We start from the raw sequence: 16,227 nt of genomic DNA on the forward strand, positions 1-16,227 counted from the left end.
GGTAATGAAACTGGATTCGACCGAGTGTATCCATTCGGAAGAAAAAAAGATTCCGAAACTATCCATTCGGACGTATGGATTTTCGATATTCCGTGGGACTCATACCCGTTTCGCGTTTGAAGGCATCGTAAAACGTAGATTTGGAGGGAAATCCAACTTCATATGCAATAGAAAGAATCGTCTTTTCTGGAGCATTTTTGCAGAGTTCTTTCGCCTCGCGGATGCGGTAGTGGTTGATGTAGGCAAAAAAATTCTTTCCTAAATGCTGGTTTAAAAATTCGGAAAGCTGGTGTTGGGAGACAGCAAGTTCTGCAGAGAGTTCCCCCAAGTTGATTTCATCATTTCTGTAAATCTTGGACTCTTCCATAAGGTGAGTCAGTCTGAGGCCAAGATCCGTTACATCTACCGATTTTAATTGAGTGATCTGGTATTTTTTTTCTTCAATGACGATTCGATTGATTTCACCTAGGATCTCGGGATTTCTTTGTCTGAGTAAAAATACTAAGATGAGGATGATGCCAATGATTCCAGAGACAAGATCAAGCCCGTGTCTCTTGTGATAGTAAAGCGTGAAGAGGCCGATCACTGAGGCAAGTGTGCCTAGGAAAATGACATAGAGAACAAGTCTTAGGTGAGCTGATTCTCTTACGGTCTTCCAGCGCAAGTATCTGAACAGCTGACCGAATACGATGATGCTCGCAATAAAAATGGGACATACTGCGATGGTGATTGCAAGTTTCACAAGGAAAGGAACTCCCAGAGTCGGAAAGTTTGTGATGGTTTCAATCTTTTCAGCTCCCGAGAGCGAATAGAAAGGTAGCAATAGGCAGACTACAGCAAAAGGAGGCAATGATTCATAAATTCTAAATTTAACAGTGTTTTTTCCTTCTGTCCAAAAAATAGAAAAGTAGCGAAATAGAACAGAACCAAAAAGAGAAGTGAATGGCAAATGGAGCATGTAAAAATATGGAAAGTGGACATAACTCCCGCTTGCAATATAAAAAGTATGAGACTGAAATATGGCCGCTAAGAAGAAAAGGCAAGCCTGGATATAGGCTTGGGAAGATTTTTCCTTCACTACGAGTTCACCCAAAGTAAAGAGAAGTGCAAGGGCGGCTGAAAACGCGATGAAATAAAGAAAAAATGGATTCATTGCTAGCTACAATCAACAATGCGCCGCTCTCGTGAAAATCAAAATAAAATCACTTGCCAGATTTCATATCACACGTATGATTTTGGCTATCCCTGTGGCAGAAACTGGTAAATCGATTCGACTCCTTTGGGAGGGTAGCGTATTAGAAGTTTACCTACCGACTATTTTGACATTCCGCCAAACTCCCGCTATTTGGAAAGGCTCGGTTTTTGAGCTAAAAGGGCGGTCTCCTTCCTTAATACGAGTATTTGCATCCGAACTTAAAGTGGCGGATAGTTCTGGATTTGCATTTTTGCAGTTTCTAAAAAAAAATCAAGATTCAAATGGAAATAGATTCGAAATACTTGAGTTAGGTGAGAAATTCGCCCCTATGTACCAAGCGGCGACTGGTAAAAGTAAAACTCTAGAATCCTCTCAATATAAACTTGGCTACTCTGAAAAAGTAGGAAAATATACCATAGATTGGTTCAAGGAATTTACCTTTCTTGTGGCCTTCACTGGTGAACTTACGGTTTCTTTTTGGAAAAGTGTTCTTCACCCTTCGCGGATTCGCTGGAAAGATGTCTTTCGTGTCTCCGAATCCATGGGTGTGAATGCATTTCCCATCATTGCGATGATTGGATTTTTGCTAGGTCTCATCATGTCTTTCCAATCAGCTATCCCTATGCGAAGATTCGGCGCCGAGATTTTCGTCGCAAATCTAGTAGGTCTGTCCCTGTTCCGTGAACTTGGCCCCTTAATGACTGCCTTCATCCTTTCAGGAAGATCTGGGTCTGCTTTCGCCGCAGAACTTGGTACCATGAAGGTATCAGAAGAAATTGATGCTCTTACTACGATGGGTCTTCCCCCAGTTCAGTTTCTCATCGTACCTAGGTTAGTTGCCTCTTTGATTATGACTCCACTGCTTACTCTCATCTTTAACTTATTTGGTCTGATTGGCGGTGCGGTTGTACTAATGAGCTTTGGTTTTCCTTTGGTCACATTCATCAACCAAGTAAACGTAGCGGTCGGTTTTAATGACATTGCGGGTGGTATGCTCAAGTCATATTTTTTTGGTATGATCATAGCAGCCATTGGATGTTACCGGGGTTTGAAGACAACAACAGGTGCCGGAGCCGTAGGTGAATCAACCACTGCTGCCGTTGTCGGTTCCATCATTTTAGTTTCTCTGTTAGATGGAGTATTCTCGGTGCTTTATTTTTACATGGGAATATAAAATGGCTGAAAGCATCATCAAAGTTCAGCATCTAACAACAGGTTATGGAAATTCTGTAATCATGAATGACATTTCCTTTGAAGTAAATCGAGGCGAAATTTTTGGAATTTTGGGTGGCTCAGGCTGTGGCAAATCTACCGTTTTAAAAAATATGATTGGTCTAACTCCACCGATGTCTGGCAGTATATTTATCGAATCAGACGATATCGTCAAAGCTAGTGGAGTGAAACGAATTCATATCTGGAATAAAATTGGGGTGATGTACCAGCAAAGTGCCTTATTTGGTTCCATGACACTCCTCGAAAATATTAAACTACCGCTGGAAGAATTTACCAATTTACCAGTTGAAGCCATGGATACGATCGCCAAGATGAAATTAAAATTAGTTGGCTTAGAGGCATATGCCGATTTAATGCCTGCGGAGTTATCTGGTGGGATGAAAAAAAGAGCTGCGATAGCTCGTGCGATGGCCATGGATCCTGATATTCTTTTTTTGGATGAGCCTTCGGCAGGACTAGATCCAATCACCAGCGTGGATCTGGATCATTTAATCATAAGACTTTCACGCACACTAGGTGTGACGTTTGTGATTGTTACTCATGAATTGCCCTCCATCTTTACTATGGCAGACCGAGTCATCGTGCTTGATAAAGAATCGAAAGGGATTATCGCCGAAGGAAAACCGAAAGATTTGAAAGCGAAAGCCAAAGGGTCATTTGTCTATAGATTTTTTAATCGTATTCCGCAGGAGGAAGCTTAGGATGGGTTCAGCTAATTCTAGTTACTTGAAGGTGGGCATTTTTGTGCTCGCAAGTTTTTTTATTTTAATAGGTTTCATAGTTACTTTTACAGCAAGTGCCTTCTTTCAAAGATCTGTGAAGCTCGAAACATACTTCGACGAATCAGTCCAGGGATTAGATATCGGGAGCCCCGTCAAACATCGAGGAGTGAAAGTGGGATCAGTAGAAGGGATCACTTTTGTTCAAAATGAGTATAAAAGTAAATTAAATGAGGAACAATCAGAACTCTATGGAAGGTATGTCGTGATCAAAATGTCTGTTCCAGATTTTGTTAAAGAAACATCTGGCGACGATATGAAACATACTGTTGAAAGGATGATTCAATCTGGCTTGCGAGTCCGGCTGGCATCTCAAGGGCTAACGGGCACAGCTTATCTTGAAGTGGATTATCTAAATCCTGAAAAAAATCCTCCGCTTGCTATATCATGGACACCAAAAACAATTTACATACCCTCTGCCCCAAGTACGATTTCTCGGTTCACGGCCTCGGTTGATAAATTTTTTGACAAACTTGAGAAGGCAGATGTCAGTCGAATTTTAGAGGGTGTAGATGACCTCATCAAAAATTTAAATGCTACAGTCACGCAAGCAAACCTTGGGGCGATTTCTAAAGAGGCCGTTGGGTTACTCTCGGATTTAAGAAAAACCAACCAGGAAGTTAAGAGTTTGATTGCCCAACCCGAACTTCAGAACACTCCTAAAAAATTAGACCAGACGATCACGCAATTGCAAGGTACGATCAAAAGACTTGATACGATCCTTGCTTCCAACCAAGGTGATATCGGTTCAGCGATTGAAAATTTAAGAATCGCTTCAGAAGATTTAAAAGAAGTAACTGCCAATGCTAAAAAATATCCATCCCAACTTCTTTTTGGTGAAGCACCAAACAAATCAAAATTATGGAAATGAAATTTAATATACGTATGATCTTTCGAGTCGTTTCAATTTTTTTAAATCTAATTCTGTTCTTTGGATGTTTTGGTATGACCAAAACTTATCCCGAAAAGAAATATTTTTTGATCGAGGTAGAAAATCCAGTGCAGACGATTTCAGCACCTAAGGGGTCTAGTTTTAAAATCCGACGCTTTTCTATCTCTCAAAGGTTTGAAGGAAAAGAGTTTGTATATCGCAAAGATAATGTTAACTTTGAATCAGATTTCTATAATTCATTTTTCATTTCACCTTCATCAAATTTACGGGAAGAGTTTACAAAGGCACTTCTGGCTTCAAAGATCTTTGAATGGGATGCAGGTCAAAACACTCGCATAGATCCGACTCATTATATAGAAATCTCAATTTCTGATTTATATGGAGATTTCAGAAGCAATCCGAAAGCCGTTTTAAATATGGAATTATTTGTCTACACGGAAACAAATTCTATCCCCAATATCATTTTTAAGAAATCATATAAAAAGTCAGTAGACATTCAAACAAAAGAAGCTGGCGATTTGGTAGCAGGTTGGAACCAAGCTTTGGGACAAATCACACAGGAAATTGGCACGGATTTAAGAGATAAGATTTTTACTAAATGAAACCAAGTCAAACGCAGGTTCGCCTTGCCATTTTAGGTGGAGGGGCAAGCGGATGTTTTGCGGCAATCCAAGCGCATGCGTTTTCAAACGGGAATATTCGAATCACCATTTTTGAAAAATCGAGGGAACCACTTTCGAAACTAAAGGTTTCTGGTGGCGGTAGATGCAATGTCACACATCAACTTTTTGATCCAGAAGAATTGGCAAAAAAATACCCTCGTGGAGAAAAAGAACTCCGGTGGGCTTTTGAAACATTTCAACCTAAAGATACGATTGAGTGGTTTGGACAGCGAAATGTGCCTCTCAAAGTGGAAGCCGATGGAAGGATGTTTCCCGTATCCGATGATTCGCAAACGATAATCGACTGCCTGATCGGAGAGATTAAGGATCGAAACATTAAGCTTTTGTTAGATGAAAATGTCGTATCTGTTCACACGGATGCGGAAAATCCAAAAGGAAGGTTTCGGTTAAGATTTGCAGATGATAGAGAAGAATTTTTTGATATCGTGCTCATTGCCACGGGTTCGAATCGGAAAGTTTGGAATTGGATGGAGGCACTAGGTCACAGCATTACGCTGCCTGTGCCTTCGCTATTTACATTAGGAATTGAAAACTCTGATATCATCACACTATCTGGATTGTCAGTTCCCCATGCATCCATTCGTATCCTACCAAAAGGGAAGGCACAAATCGGTCCTCTGCTCATCACACATTGGGGATTTAGCGGACCCGCAGCGCTTCGACTTTCCGCATTTGAGGCCAGAGTTTTATTTGATGCCGAGTATAAGGTAACCTTAGAAATAAATTGGTTAGGCGATCGTACATCGGTGGAAGTCGAACAGATGTTGTTAGATTTGAAAGTAAGTGCGAGAGTAAATAAAGTGATGAATCAAAAATTGAATGAGATTCCGAACAGACTCTGGGAGTGGTTCCTAATTCAAAGCCATATTTCGACTGAAAAAAAATGGGCGGATGTTTCCAAACAAGAAATCAAAAGTCTAACAGAGATATTGTGTCGTTCTAAATTTCAAATGATTGCGAAGGGCGTTTTCAAAGAGGAATTTGTAACTGCGGGTGGAATCTCAAGAAAGGATATTGATTTCAAATCCATGCAAAGTAGAAAGATTGAAAATTTATATTTTACGGGCGAAGTGATAGACATCGATGGTATTACTGGAGGTTTTAACTTTCAAAATGCTTGGACAACGGCGACACTCGCAGCCAAGCACATTGCTTCTTTGGTTATTTGATTTTATGAATCTGGATGAAATCTACTGTTTGGGCCACAGATCCAGGAGCTCCAGAAAGGATTACTACTTGATCTCCCGTTGCAAGCTTACCCTCGCTTTTTAGAACCTTACTCATAAACGCGATCATATCTGGGAATTTTTCCATGATAGGCATCACATAAGGAACAACTCCCCAATACAATTTCATCTTTCGGGAAGTTCCTAGAAATGGAGTGAAGGAGTAAATCGGTTTGATCGGCCGAAATTCAGATGAAAGCAGAGAAGAATACCCTGACCGAGTAAAGTTAATGATTGCCTTCGCATTGATCCCGCGTGCGATGCTTTCTGCCGCGTTTCCTAGCGCAGTTCTCTCTACTTCAAAGGCTGTGCGATCCATTTGTCTAAGATGAATTAGGTGGATGTGAGATTCTTCGGCAGCTTGGATGATTTTAGTCATTACATCAACTGTTTCAACGGGATACTTACCGGATGCCGTTTCACCTGACAACATAACTGCATCAGTACCATCCATGACGGCATTGGCGACATCACTTGCCTCTGCGCGGGTAGGCCTTGGGTTATCAATCATCGTTTCAAGCATCTGAGTTGCAGTGATTACTGGTTTGCCACGTTGGTTAAGTTTCGTGATCATTTCCTTTTGGATGATGGGGACAAATTGTGTATCGAGTTCAACCCCGAGATCTCCGCGAGCAATCATCACACCATCACAAGCATCAATAATTTCATCGATGTTTTGAATCGCCTCGGGTCTTTCAATTTTTGCGATAAGTCCAGCGAAACTATCTTTCATGAATTGGCGGGCTTGCAATAAATCCGCCGCTCGTCTAACAAATGATAGCGCGATATAATCAACTCCCAACCCGAGAGCAAATAACAAGTCTTCAATATCTTTTTCTGACAGGGCAGGTGCAGAGATCGGTGTTCCAGGAAGGTTGATGCCTTTATTATCCTTGAGAGTCCCGCCTATCACAGTCTCGAGGAGGGCACGCTCTTTTGTTTTTGATTTTACGACAAAGGATAGTTTCCCGTCATCAATCAGAAGTTTATGTCCCACATCAATATCATTCAAGATGTATTGGTAGGTGCACCCGACCTCTTCAGATGTCCCTAAAAAATCTCCTCGATTATTGATATAAATCTGGTCTCCTGTTTTTAGTTCCAAGGGTCCATGAGTCAGCTTTCCCGTACGTATTTTGGGACCTTGCAAATCAGCAAGAATCCCAATGGAGACACCGGCCTCTTGCTCGCATTCGCGAATCAATTCATAGATCTCTTTATGGTATTCATGTGTAGAGTGAGAAAAATTCATACGGCACATATCCATGCCGGCATAGATTAAATTTAGTATGGTTTCGCGATTTGCCGAGGCAGGGCCAATGGTACAGATGATTTTCGTGCGTTTGAGAGGGAGCTTTCTTTCTTCAGGCATGTCCCAAAGTTTACTCTTTTTTTCAGATCCTGCAAGCAAATTGCTCAGATTGGTTGACTTGAAATTTTTTTCATCTCAATATGAAAGAGATGGGTTTACAAGACTTAGCGTTAATTTACCACTCTCAGTACAATCTCGATCTGCCAGGGCATATTTTTCCTGCACATAAATATTCGCATCTTTACAATCGAGTGAAAAAAGATCCGGTTTTCGCCTCCTGGGATATCCTCAGACCCGAAAGAGCTCTCGATCATGATCTGGAGTTAGTTCACACCAAGGAATACCTCGATGACCTCTTTGGGTATGAGCACACCGATAGAACCATATATTCCGAGCTGCCATTAAATCAAAACATTGTTAGTAGTTTCTGTTACGGCGTTGGTGGGACTGTCATGGCCATGGAGCTGACCAGTAAATACAAGTTTGCTTTTAATATGGGGGGAGGCTACCATCATAGTTTTCCTGACCGTGCAGAAGGTTTTTGCTATTTGAATGATGTCGCAATTGCAATAAAAAAATCAAAAGAAACATCAGAAAATCATAAAGCACTGATCATCGACTTAGATTTACACCAAGGCAATGGTAATTCTTATATTTTCCAATATGATGACAATGTTTTCACATTTTCTATGCACCAAGGAAATATATATCCTAGAAAAGAAATTTCGAATTTGGATGTGCACTTAGAGCCTGGAATAAAAGATGATCGTTATCTAACATTGCTTAGGGATTCACTTGAAAAAATTAAAGCATCATTCCAGCCTGATATTGTTTATTATTTGGCAGGTGCTGACCCTTATGAAGATGATTCCCTTGGAGAATTGAAAGTCAGTATGAAAGGATTAAAGGAAAGAGACCAGATGGTTCGCTCTTACTGTACAAATCAAAATATCCCTTGTGTCATTACACTTGCAGGAGGATATGCCAGAGATTTTCGAGATACGGTCGAAATTCATTTTAATACCATCGCTGCCTTTGGTGAAATTTGATGGGAATTTTTTCATCTACAGATAAAAAGAAAGGAAATTCTGAATGGCTAAATTTAGATGAACTAACGCTTGTTGATGTTTCGAGAGAATTAAATACTTCACTGAATATGGAACCGAGATTGTTCAATAGGTTTCGAAAGGATGAAGTTGAAGATCTTTTTAATGAGGCAGGAGTTTTTAAGGCCATACAGACGCGAGGATTTCCAAATTCTGAACTCTCAATCGAAGTGTTAAATGATTATGACAATCGAGTTTATGTAAAAACAAAAAAAGGGAAAATCTTAATTCACATGCGATTGAAAGTTTCTCAATTCCACTTAAAAGGGGATGATGAGCATTTCCCTATGGTTTATATTGATTGGCTACTCACTCAGAACTTAAATTTTACCACGGATAAGATCAAAAAAGAACTCTATTTTGGACAAGAATACCCAGGTTTAAATGTTTTTACTGAACTAACAAACTTTATACGAATGCTTGCTAAAAAATTAGGAACTTCTGGTGCCTTCAACGTACCTGAGTATTTTCATGATGCCGTACTATTTGCCCGAAAATTTCGCTTCATTGATCCGGAAAAAGAAGGCAGTTTTCGCGCATTGATACAGTCATTTCGAGGCGTAAATCTCCGTTTGCTATCTTCTCATATTCACCAAAACAAAGTTTGTTATGAAAATGGGGAAGCTTATGAATGGAAATATGGAGAAATGATATCCTGCACGGACATTTACTTAGAAAAGAAGGTTTTCGATGAGAGTTACTATAAAAAGGTGGATGATATAAAGCAAAAACTGAAGTTCCGGCTAAAGGATACTCCAGAATAGAGCAAAAAAAAATATGCCAGATTATTCATTTAAACCTGAAATTCTCATCATTGACGATGATTCGGAAATTTGTGAAACTCTTGAGCTACTGGTCAATGGACTGGGATATTACGTTCGCTATTTTACAAATCCTGCACAAGGCCTTGAGTATTTCGAAAGAGAATTGAATCCGATTGTTTTTTTAGATGTGAATATGCCACAAATGTCGGGTCTTGAGCTATTGCCAAAAATCAAAGGGATTGATTCAAAAACACAGGTTCTCATGATCACGGGAGAAAGGGACATTCAAACGGTTGTCACTTCTCTTTACCATCGGGCGACAGATTTTATACTCAAACCATTCGAAATAAAATCGATTGAAAATTCCATTGCCAGATCTATTGAATATTATGGTTTTCTGAAAGAAAAGGAATCTCAAGAAGAGGCACTCACTCGTGACCTTCGGTTGGCTTCTCGTATCCAATCCAAAACGATGAATTTACCCAAACTCAGCCATCAACTACTCGGAGAAATCATTCCTCTCAGTTTTGTGTCGGGAGATTTTTATCAAGTAATCGGTCTTGAAGAGGATCAGACTCTCATTCTCATGGGAGACATAGAAGGTCACGGAGTTACTTCAGGTTTAATTAGTATTTTGATGACTACGATTCATAAAGAGATTTCTCGATCTGGTCAAATCCATCCTGGTAATATTCTGACCCGACTGAATCAAGAATTATGCCATGAAATCGGTACTCATAGTATGACGGCAATCAGTCTCCTCGTGGATCATAAGAATCAACTGATTCGTTATGCGAGAGGAGGTTTTCCTTTTCCGATATTATTTAAGAAAGATTCTGATCAATTTGAGGTTTTACAGGAAAATTCAGGGCAAATTCTCGGAATTTTAGATTCCATTACATTTTCTGAAAAGGAAATCTCCGCTAATGCAGGCGATACACTTCTCATTTATTCTGATGGGCTTCTCGGCTCAACTTCTCATCCTTTAGTACAATCCTTGTTGCAGATCGCTCCAGGTGAAGACAGGACTATGAGAATGAAAAATGAAATCAATACATTTACTGATTTTCTGAAAACGTACTCTAAAGCTCAAGATGACATAGGTTATATTCTTTTAGAGATTTGATATAAGCAGTATTTGTTATCGTAGCTTTCGTTAAAAAATCCTTAATCCAAATTTTATCATTTAATTTCCCAGTGTCGGTTCCCTCTTGGAATTCTTTTTGAAGTGCTTGGAGAGTATTGATCAATTCATTTTTACCAGTAAATTCGCAAATCCTTCTCGATATCTGAATCGATTTATAAAAGAAAAAATCAGTTTTTGCATAAAACTTTTTTTCGGTTCTAGGTAACCCGCTTATTTTTATTCGATTCTCGGATACATACTCATGAACAATTTTTTGTGTGAGCAATACCTCTTTGTTTTTAGCCTCATCTAAATAGTTTAGATGTCGAGCCTGAAGAATCTGAATCGTAAATGTAAAGAGCAGTACACTAGCAAATTTGATGATTAGAAAACGATGTTCCGTTAGCAAATGGTAGCCGAGAAAAGCGAACGGAATCCAATAAAATCCGATCATATCCCAATCAGAAGGAAAACCCAACATTGGATTAATGATAAATCCATTCACCAAAAAAGAGACTATTACCGATAAAATAAATTTGTTTTCTTTTTTTTGAAAAAACGATTTTAGAATAGATCTTTCAAAAAAATAAAAATAAGCAAGAATTAAAAGGGGGACTCTCGAATTGTACCACATGACGGCCGTTATTTCTGTGAGATGGTTAAGAGAAATTAATCTTTTCCATGGATAAATAGGTGGATGTAGTAAATGACTGCTTTTACGATCCAAAGTTGGATCATGTAGAAAGAGTAAATAACAGAAACCCAATAGGAGGATGATACCTCCAATAAAGCTACATTTGATTAAGTCATTCCAACGCTTGTTTTTTGGTGAAAATTCTATCCATAGATAAAACAATGAAATGATTAAAAATCCGGAAACAAGATGTAGGTAAATTCCAAGAGTTACGAGGAGAGTCGAGTTGATGAGGAGAACGTTTGGTGATAAGTCGGTTTGGATCCACTGTCTGACATAAAAGATAAAAAGAAAGATGAATAGGCTGAGGATACTATAGTTTTCGGCATATCCGAAAAAAACCAAGAAACCAGACGATCCTAAAAAGAGGATGCTTTCAAATAGATTGGTTCTTTTTTGAGGACCAGAATTCAACTTCCAACCAAGAAAGGCTAAAAATATAGCACCACTCAAGAAAGAGACGATTTGATATGCGTACCTATTGTCATCATCGAAATTCCAGATCGATAAGATTCGAAATGCGAGACTATGTGAAATGGTTTCTAAAATCTCATCCATTGCAATTTGGGATCCGAAGAGCTCAGTCTCTAAGAGGTTTGTTTCTAGTAGAATGATCCCATCTCCCCAGTTTAAATTTCGAAAGGGGAAACATAACATGAAAAGGAAGAATCCAAGCAAAACCAATGTTCTATTTCGATTTAATACATTTTCAAAGCTAGAAAGAGTATTGGCAAGCGGACGTTGAAAAATGAAAGTCAAAGCATGAAAGCTAAAAAAAAACAAAGTAACCGAAATCACGATCGTTTGATCCAGATAGTCAAACCACAGTTTCGTGGGAAGAAAGCTAAAGAGTAGGGTTAAAATAAACGGGATGCTGAGAAAAAAAAATTGGTTCATTCGTATACCTTTTCGTAATAACTTTCTGGCAAATCTTTCTCAGTAACGTATGGGAAGTATCCTTTTCTAATATTAAAAAAGAAAACTTCTGGGAAACTAAAAAAAATGCTCTTAACACCATTCGTAAATTTTTTACCCCGGTCCCAGGGAGATGTAAATATTCCTGCCGTAGTGTGCCCCAACCCCCATATAATATTTGTGAGACCATAGACGGGTCTAAGGGCAACTGTATCATCCGTAAAAAGGAAAAACTCCTGGTCATAAGGATTTTTTTGATAATAACTAGAGATAGGAACGATATCCTCTTTGGTCCGCATAATGGGCGATAAAGACTTTGATTTTAGTTTCTGCAATCTAAAAGATAGGATTTCTTTCTCTTGGACCACTCGAAAATGATTTCTTACTTTTATGGCGGCGAGAAAAGGCACAAACGAGAAGGTGTTCGTTTTTTCGGAGATGGTTCCACCAAACACGTATTTTTGTTCGCTTGCCTCTTTATAAAATTGATTGTGATATCGAAAGATCTCTCCCGTACAATTCTGCAAAATGATATGATATGGGTAAATTTGCTGAACAAATTGCTCGTATTTCCCGTTCTGTTGTCGAATCATTTCGATTGTTTCTGGTTTTACGAAGTAAAAGGAAGGGTTTCTTTCGAATTTTCTTTTGCCTGGCAAAGAAGGGTAAGGCTCAAAGCTTACGATATCGAATTTTTTTCTCTGTAAAGAATCAATTTTTGCCATATCCTTTTCCCAATCTGAAAAAGCGAAATCTCCTGAGGAACCAAAAAATTGTCTCTTTGCGTGTTCGAACAACCGCAGTGACTCGTTTCTTTTTTCTTCGAGAACATGATCTGGGATCTCTTCGGCATCTTCGAAATAAAATGGATTGTATACTGCCTTTTTTGGAATCACGAAATAGCCTAATTTTAAACTTTCCTCTATGGCATGATTTCTCACGAGAAGGACAATCTCTTCCATTCCATTACATTTATTTTCTATGAAGAGACATGTTCGAAGTTGATTTTGTAAATTTGTACGAACGGAGATTAGGTGGGTCTTGTCATTTTCTTGCAGAGAAAATACTTCATTTTGATTGAGAATGATAAAGGCACTAGGCTCAAAGGATTTACCAGAAATCAAAAATTCACGAACAAATTTTTTTTGTTCCTTTTCCTCCCAAGTTTTGAAAAGCGAATTGTATTTAGTAGGTGGAGTTACATTGAGATCACGCCTGTCCGAGACTTCGGTTGATTTAAAATGATTTTCATTCTGCTTATAAAGTTTGTAAAAATCTATCGATATCTTTTGTAAGCGAGTCAGATCCTCTTGCATCTTCTGCAATTCGTTATCTGTGAAATCAATCGGTACATGTTCACTTTTTTCTTCTAGATTGAAGTAACCTAGTCCTGATATCGGATAGTCTGTTGATTCATTTTCTGCTAATGAATGTAAATGGCTGATAAAGGCAAGATCTGACTTTATGTCCTCCAGATTTTCGATCCATTTTCTTTGAATCAGGTAGGCCTCGTCCCAGTGTGATTTAAATTTATCTTTTGCTTCTGTAGGAATACCTAGTTCTAATAGATGGATGCTTCGATTTTCCCAGACAGTGTAATGAAATCGGAATTCTTCCCAAGGATCTCTGATCAAATGTAAGATTTTATCATTAAAATTGTATTGGAAATGATAGACTTTATTGCCGATCAGAAGAGCTGTATGACCACCACTCGATTGACCAGAGTTAGATAGGATGTGCAGGAAAGAGATATGTTCAGATTGATCCTTTGCTACGACGGAAGTAGTAACAAAGGATATTAGATAAACAACGATGAGTTGTTTAAAAATTATTTTAAAGATAGATATCCTTCTTTCAAAAGATTCGCCATAGTTTCATTGTTCTGTGCGACTCGTTCTACAATTATGTCAAATTCCTTTTGGTTGGCGCTAGCTGCTTTTAATCCTTGGCCTATTCCATAATATGTATTTGCATTGTTTTTCCAGTTCGTAATGCCATGTTCTTTTGCGATCATAGCAAGATCCTGTTCCATATCCATCTGCGTAGCAGGGTGTTTATGAAAAAGTACAATCGATGATTTTATGTCTTGGCGATACGCACTTTCTTTCTCACCTTTCGACTCACTTGAAATCGAATCGGAAATGGAAGAAACGCTGGTGCTCAATGATTTTAATAAAGCAGATGTGGAATCGGATGCAGAAAATGCAAATCTAGAAAGAGAGCCGGAAGCTGTATCGAGAGATGCACATTGCGAGAATACAATAGCGAGTGATAGGAGGAGACTGATTGGTAGAAGTAATTTTTGTTTCATATTTCCCTCAAAAAATAAATTACCATTTAGTTTAGAGTATCTTAAATTTCGGTCAAGGTTTTTTCAAGGGATTTCTGTTTAGATCGCAAAGACGACAGAACCGAAAGCTGGCAGCTCTATGTCAACTTTGTCTTTTTTCTGCGAAATTTCCAAATCAATAATTTTACCTGTCCAGAAATCAATATATGGCCCTTTAGATTTGATTGGTTTTGGTAAAGTGACAGAAATTTTAGCAGGTGATTCGGTGACATTCCAGATACCGATATAACCGGCAGGATTGTATAGACCTTGGGGAAAATCATTTTCAAAGATACCAAGTGGAATCGGAGTTTCTGTTTCGCATTCTGCATTGAGTTGAAATACTTTTTTAAGCAGAGTTAAGCGATCGAGTTCCAGTTTTGTCAAATCATCTGAAACAAGTAACATGCCGCCGGACACTCCCATGACCGATGCCATAATTTTAGTTTGGGCTTCTGTCATTTGGTTCTTTTTCTTACGTACTAGAAGGCAATCTGGATCATTCAGCCAAAGATTTCTGTGCATTGAAGCACGTGTTAGGTCATTTAAAAGTGCAGTTCTAGTGCAAAGTGCATTTCTATCTTTCAAAAAGACACGTAATCGTTCTGGTCCCCAATAAGGAGCAACATCACAAGAAATTCGCATCCCATCAAAAAAACCGACGGATGGTAACATGGGTGCGCCACAACCAAGTAAAAAAGTATTTTTACCAACAATTTTTCTAATCAAGGCGAGAGCTTCCATATAGCGCGCTTGAGGTGAAAGATTTTTTTTGTAAGTATCGCCAGGTAAAAGACCAGCATAAAGAAAATCTAATTTTAAGTATGGGTAGCCCCAATCTTTAACAATGGTAGTAAAAACTTTTTCAATGTAGGCAAGTGCTGTGGGATGAGTGATATCAAGCGCATAAGTATACCCTCTGCCCCATAATGGTTGATAGATGGCGGGAACTGGTTTCCCGTTTTCATCTTTAAGAATGGCCTCAGGAAACTTACGAAAAAATTCTGATTTCTTTCGAACTAAAAAGGGAGCAAGCCAGATTCCAGGTTTCAATCCAATCCGTTTGATCTCGTCCGCCAAAATGCGCATCCCGCCGGGAAATTTGTCATTGGGAACAAGCCAATCTCCGATTTCTCTTTGGTAGCCATCATCTATCTGAAAAAATTCTATAGGAAGATTTAGTTCTCTAACTTTGCTTAGGTTTTCAAATATAGTTTTTTGGTCTATTTTCGTGTAATAATAATACCAAGAGCACCATCCGGTGGGCACTTTTTTGGGGAGGGTAGGGGTTCCTAGTTTTTCGCCCAATTTTTTGAAATAATTGGCAAGAATGACTTCTGGAATACCGGTAAAGGACTCAATGAGAACCTTTGAAATGATGATCTTACTATTCGGACGTAAATCAGGTAGACAGTAAAAATCATAAATGGCAGACACCTTCGTGATGGCACCTTCAGGCGTTATGTGGGTTTTAAACTTCATCCCAAACTCGCCGCGATCGAGGGAAGCATACAAATGGCCTCTGGAGCTCGATTGTTGATAAAGGATCGTGAAATATTCCGAGATGACTTCTCCAGCTTCGCCTTTGTGTTTGGAATAGATGTTTTCTTGGGTGTACTGCAAAAAAGCAAGTCTAGGAGATCGATCCGCCTCGGATGCTTGCATGCGTTTAGAGAGAGACCAAGACTGATAGCCATGCTGGAAAGACTGATACCCTTCCCCATGTGGAATTTCGGATAGATCCAGTTCGAAAAAATCTACGCTAAAACCAACCTCGGGTCTTGTCGTTTCACGCCATATGAGCTTGGGCTGGATGACCGTTTCCGCCTTACTTGGCGAAGAAGATGTGAGATGTAGCTCAAATTTCTTGCATTCACTTTGGAAAACGCCTGGTTTTAAGGGTAAAAATGGGGAAAGAAAAATGTGGTCGTGTATGCGGTATTGAATTTTCATCGGAAAAATCTATTTGATGA

14 protein-coding genes are annotated in these 16,227 nt (G+C 39.0%); 8 read left to right on the forward strand and 6 right to left on the reverse strand.

The features are described from left to right. Window positions 1-58: 58 nt before the first annotated feature. Window positions 59-1,153 (reverse strand): AraC family transcriptional regulator, encoded by a 1,095-nt coding sequence (locus EHQ58_RS08965; RefSeq protein ID WP_135623552.1) that lies wholly within the window; start codon window positions 1,151-1,153, stop codon window positions 59-61. Window positions 1,154-1,184: 31 nt separating this feature from the next. Here EHQ58_RS08965 and EHQ58_RS08970 point away from each other — a divergent pair, with 31 nt between their 5' ends. From EHQ58_RS08970 to EHQ58_RS08990, 5 genes are read left to right on the forward strand one after another with little or no spacing between them, the layout of a single operon-like run. Further along, window positions 1,185-2,369 carry an MlaE family ABC transporter permease gene (locus EHQ58_RS08970; RefSeq protein WP_246047266.1) on the forward strand — a complete coding sequence of 395 codons (1,185 nt, stop codon included), beginning with the start codon at window positions 1,185-1,187 and terminating at the stop codon, window positions 2,367-2,369. 1 nt (window position 2,370) lies between these two features. Beyond that, the gene (locus EHQ58_RS08975; protein WP_135623553.1) at window positions 2,371-3,129 is read left to right on the forward strand and encodes an ABC transporter ATP-binding protein; all 759 of its coding nucleotides are present in this window, start codon (window positions 2,371-2,373) and stop codon (window positions 3,127-3,129) included. 1 nt (window position 3,130) lies between these two features. Next, on the forward strand, window positions 3,131-4,078 hold the full coding sequence (locus EHQ58_RS08980; protein ID WP_135623554.1) for an MlaD family protein: 948 nt from the start codon (window positions 3,131-3,133) through the stop codon (window positions 4,076-4,078). Further along, window positions 4,075-4,701 carry an ABC-type transport auxiliary lipoprotein, LBF_0736 family gene (locus tag EHQ58_RS08985; protein ID WP_246047268.1) on the forward strand — a complete coding sequence of 209 codons (627 nt, stop codon included), beginning with the start codon at window positions 4,075-4,077 and terminating at the stop codon, window positions 4,699-4,701. The genes EHQ58_RS08980 and EHQ58_RS08985 overlap by 4 nt, the downstream gene beginning before the upstream one ends. Beyond that, window positions 4,698-5,951 carry a BaiN/RdsA family NAD(P)/FAD-dependent oxidoreductase gene (locus tag EHQ58_RS08990; RefSeq protein ID WP_135623555.1) on the forward strand — a complete coding sequence of 418 codons (1,254 nt, stop codon included), beginning with the start codon at window positions 4,698-4,700 and terminating at the stop codon, window positions 5,949-5,951. The genes EHQ58_RS08985 and EHQ58_RS08990 overlap by 4 nt, the downstream gene beginning before the upstream one ends. On the opposite strand, the gene pyk is transcribed toward EHQ58_RS08990, so the two are convergent. Then, the gene (gene pyk / locus EHQ58_RS08995) at window positions 5,944-7,380 is read right to left on the reverse strand and encodes a pyruvate kinase (RefSeq protein WP_135623556.1); all 1,437 of its coding nucleotides are present in this window, start codon (window positions 7,378-7,380) and stop codon (window positions 5,944-5,946) included. The two genes, EHQ58_RS08990 and pyk, sit on opposite strands and share 8 nt — an antisense overlap. 89 nt (window positions 7,381-7,469) lie before the next feature. On the opposite strand from pyk, the gene EHQ58_RS09000 reads away from it, so the two are divergent. The 3 genes from EHQ58_RS09000 to EHQ58_RS09010 are packed head-to-tail and all read left to right on the forward strand — an operon-like array spanning window position 7,470 to window position 10,316. Then, window positions 7,470-8,369 (forward strand): histone deacetylase family protein, encoded by a 900-nt coding sequence (locus EHQ58_RS09000; RefSeq protein WP_135623557.1) that lies wholly within the window; start codon window positions 7,470-7,472, stop codon window positions 8,367-8,369. Beyond that, entirely contained in the window at window positions 8,369-9,190 is an 822-nt protein-coding gene (locus tag EHQ58_RS09005) for a hypothetical protein (RefSeq protein WP_135623558.1), read from the forward strand. The genes EHQ58_RS09000 and EHQ58_RS09005 overlap by 1 nt, the downstream gene beginning before the upstream one ends. Before the next feature lie 13 nt (window positions 9,191-9,203). Beyond that, the gene (locus EHQ58_RS09010; RefSeq protein WP_135623559.1) at window positions 9,204-10,316 is read left to right on the forward strand and encodes a SpoIIE family protein phosphatase; all 1,113 of its coding nucleotides are present in this window, start codon (window positions 9,204-9,206) and stop codon (window positions 10,314-10,316) included. Here EHQ58_RS09010 and EHQ58_RS09015 read toward each other — a convergent pair. The 4 genes from EHQ58_RS09015 to EHQ58_RS09030 all read right to left on the reverse strand — a co-directional run bounded on the left by EHQ58_RS09015 (window position 10,273) and on the right by EHQ58_RS09030 (window position 16,207). Next, complete coding sequence (locus EHQ58_RS09015; RefSeq protein ID WP_135623560.1) at window positions 10,273-11,907, reverse strand: dolichyl-phosphate-mannose--protein mannosyltransferase; 1,635 nt, start codon at window positions 11,905-11,907, stop codon at window positions 10,273-10,275. The two genes, EHQ58_RS09010 and EHQ58_RS09015, sit on opposite strands and share 44 nt — an antisense overlap. Next, window positions 11,904-13,559, reverse strand: a complete 1,656-nt coding sequence (locus tag EHQ58_RS09020; RefSeq protein WP_135623561.1) for a GPALPP1 family protein — start codon at window positions 13,557-13,559, stop codon at window positions 11,904-11,906. The genes EHQ58_RS09015 and EHQ58_RS09020 overlap by 4 nt, the downstream gene beginning before the upstream one ends. A 194-nt stretch (window positions 13,560-13,753) precedes the next feature. After that, on the reverse strand, window positions 13,754-14,236 hold the full coding sequence (locus EHQ58_RS09025; RefSeq protein WP_135623562.1) for a putative lipoprotein: 483 nt from the start codon (window positions 14,234-14,236) through the stop codon (window positions 13,754-13,756). 78 nt (window positions 14,237-14,314) lie between these two features. After that, window positions 14,315-16,207 carry a glycoside hydrolase family 36 protein gene (locus tag EHQ58_RS09030; protein WP_135623563.1) on the reverse strand — a complete coding sequence of 631 codons (1,893 nt, stop codon included), beginning with the start codon at window positions 16,205-16,207 and terminating at the stop codon, window positions 14,315-14,317. Window positions 16,208-16,227 lie beyond the last annotated feature (20 nt).

It is taken from the genome of Leptospira ognonensis, assembly GCF_004770745.1.
GTDB lineage: Bacteria > Spirochaetota > Leptospiria > Leptospirales > Leptospiraceae > Leptospira_A > Leptospira_A ognonensis.